At 26.1% G+C, this 3132-nt stretch carries 2 protein-coding genes and 2 pseudogenes; all 4 read right to left on the minus strand.

The window, feature by feature from the left end; translation table 11 throughout:
- Nucleotides 1-428 (minus strand): annotated as a pseudogene (locus tag ABY298_RS15670) (hypothetical protein); the annotation flags it as partial.
- Between the two features lie 263 nt (nt 429-691).
- The gene (locus tag ABY298_RS15675; RefSeq protein WP_372746988.1) at nt 692-2023 is read right to left on the minus strand and encodes a sensor histidine kinase; all 1332 of its coding nucleotides are present in this window, start codon (nt 2021-2023) and stop codon (nt 692-694) included.
- 3 nt (nt 2024-2026) lie between these two features.
- Complete coding sequence (locus ABY298_RS15680; protein WP_372746989.1) at nt 2027-2764, minus strand: LytR/AlgR family response regulator transcription factor; 738 nt, start codon at nt 2762-2764, stop codon at nt 2027-2029.
- 67 nt (nt 2765-2831) lie between these two features.
- Nucleotides 2832-3132, minus strand: a pseudogene (locus ABY298_RS15685) (penicillin-binding protein 1C); the annotation flags it as partial.

Genomic DNA, 3132 nt, shown 5'->3' on the forward strand with positions numbered 1-3132 from the left:
ACAATTGCAAAAGAAGTAGAAATGTATAATTTATTATTATATTCAACTATATCATTAATTGATTTATCTCCTGTATAATTAAAATTCTCTATGTCTTTTAACAAAGATATATTTCCATTTTTATCAATAATTTCAATTAATCCAGTTTCATATCCTATAAAAGTTTTCAAGTAAGTTTTGCTATAACAAATACTAGAGGTAGTTTCTCCAGACAATCCATTTATTGAAGATATTTTTAATACACTATCATTAGTAAGGTTGTATTTAAAAAAAGCATTATCTGATATTGCAAAAATCTCATCATCGTACATCACAAAATCTTTAACATTATTGTATGAGTAAAAATCTTCCCAAGAACCAGAAAAATCATTTTGTGACCAACCAAACAAAGTAAAAAACAATAAAAATAACTGAATAATTCTTTTCATTTAATTCTAATTTTTAAAAAAATTGATAAAATTGAATTTTTGCGCAAAAAAAAACCTTGAACATTGTAATACGTACTTACAATGTTCAAGGAATAAATAAATCAACCCCAAAGACTTATTTAATGTTTTAGTGTATAGTGCCAAAACCCCTCTTGACATTAATACAAAACAAATATAGTTCAGATTTACATTTCTTTTTAACAAAATATATAAAACGTAGTTATAAATATGCGAATGGTTTGTTTTTTTATATAAATAGTAAATTATATAGATACATATGGAAAAATAATAGTTACTTGAGTACCTGTTTTTGAATCTGTTGAGATGTCTTTAGTTTCAATTTCCACATTTTTATTTTGATACAACATACGTATCCTGTTTTCGGTAGCTTCTATTCCAAAAAACTTGCGCTTTTGCGACATATGAGATTTTTCTTTAGCTTTATTAATCCCAACTCCGTTATCAGTTACTATACACGATACATTTCCTTGGTTTAATTTAATGCCGAGAGTTATAAGTTTATCACCATCTATTTTCATAATTCCATGCCAAATAGAATTTTCAATAAATGGTTGTAAAAATAAGGGAGGAACTTTAATCTTATCTAAATTTACATTTTTATCTATGTTAACCACATAATCAAAACCACCACTTACACGCATCTGTTCCATTTTAACATATAAGGCTAAAATATCTAATTCTTCAGATAGTTTTGAAACCGGACTAGCTGAACTATTTAAAATAACTCTAATAAGTTTAGAAAATTTAGTTAAATAGTCTGATGCTTTTTCAACATCATTTTTTATAATAAAACTATTAATTGAATTTAAGGAGTTAAACAAAAAATGCGGGTTCATTTGACTTTGAAGGGCTGTCATTTTTAGCTCTTCCATCTCCTTTAATTTAACCGCCAACCTAACCTCTGCATTTTTACTTTTTTGCTCAATTCTTTTAATAATAAACCCAATTATTACAGAAAATATTATGCATTGTAAAATGGCGCCTAAATACACAAAAAACATTGGTTGAACCCCTAAATTTAAAAAGGCTTCTTTACCAATAAACATTTCTAAAAAGCTAATATTTGCTAAAAAGACATAAATTAATGATCCAATTACAAAATATAAAGCTGTAGACTCCTTTATTTTGGTTAATACAATATAATAAGATACTAAAGTAAAAATAGAAAGTAATGGAGCTACAATAGTAAAGGCCATTTTTTGAAAATCATAGCCAAATAATAATTGGATTATAACAAATATAACTGCTAACATTAGCAGAATTTTTATTGCAAATTCAAAATACCGATCCCATTTTACTAAATGAGTTCTGCTATCAAGCAAATCTCTAGCAAATGCTATATAAGCCGCGTACGCTAAAAATTGAACTGAAAAATTGGTGTAAAGAAAAATAGAAGAATAATCTTCAGATACTACATGTTTAATTAAATATATAGATAATGCTAATAAATAAAGACTGTAATATAAATAAAGTTTACTTTTATTCTGAAAATATATCAACAGATGGTACACAAATAAAACGAATAAACCTCCTCTTATCCATGAAAATATTTCAGAATGAAAATCTAAAAGCATTCTTTAATCTAGATATAATTTTTTAAACAATTCAGCTTTTCTATTTCTACTTATGCTTGCTGTTAATCCATTTGTCATAATTAACTCACCTCCTAAACCTTTTAAATACTCTTTTACGTGATTTAAATTAATTAAATAGGAATTATGAACTCTATAAAATTGAGTAAAATTGAATTTTTTCTCAACTTCTTTTAACGTTTTTGAAACTAAAATCTCTTGCTCAGATTTTAAATAGATAGTTGTATAACTTTTATCAGACTTTAACATAACAACATCGTCTTTATCTAATAAATATACTTTTCCGTCAGCTGAAATATTTATTTTATCAGTGTTTTCATTCAAATTACTAAGCAGTAATTGTAATTTATTTTCTAATAAATCGCCTTTTTGAGATTTCTTTATTTTTTCCATTGATGCCAACAATTCGTCTTTATCAACTGGTTTTAACAAATAATCTATAGCAGAAACTTTAATAGCTTTTAAAGCAAACTCATCATGTGCCGTAGTAAAAATAAGATTAAAATCTCTATTTTCTAATTGCTCAATCATAGTAAACCCATCCATTTCAGGCATTTGGATATCTAAAAAAACAACATCTGGTTTATCTTCATTTATTATATCAATAGCCTTAATAGGAGAGTTACAAGTTGTAACTTCAATATTTTCTACATAATTAGTTAGTTTCCATTCTAAAGCCTCTAAGGCATCATTTTCGTCATCTACAAGTAAAATTTGTAACATAATATAGCGGGTTGACGTTAAGTTGTTATTGGTGCAAGATACAACTTTTGAATATATGTTCAAATAGTTAAATATTTATTTTAATTCTACTTTTAATTTCATCTCCATTATTGTCTATTGCGGTTATAACATAACTTCCTTCTTTTGGTATAATATTAATCTCATGAATATACTGGGTTCTCCCAATAAACTCTTCATTTAAATACCAATACACTGTTGATTTTGAATTGGAATGAATAATTTTTAACACCAATCCGTTGTCCGATTCTTTAAAATCTTTTGTAAGGTAAAAAGTGGTATTGTCTTTTGGAACTAAAAATTCCATTTTTGATTGGCTGTCACCACTACAATCACTTCTAAAATTTGGT

The sequence above is a fragment of the Lutibacter sp. genome, assembly GCF_041596795.1.
Lineage (GTDB): Bacteria > Bacteroidota > Bacteroidia > Flavobacteriales > Flavobacteriaceae > Lutibacter.

Excerpts from the sequence above, each read along its gene's own strand:
- ABY298_RS15675 (WP_372746988.1), bottom strand. The coding sequence starts at position 2,023 with ATGCTTTTAGATTTTCATTCTGAAATATTTTCATGGATAAGAGGAGGT.
- ABY298_RS15680 (WP_372746989.1), bottom strand. The coding sequence starts at position 2,764 with ATGTTACAAATTTTACTTGTAGATGACGAAAATGATGCCTTAGAGGCT.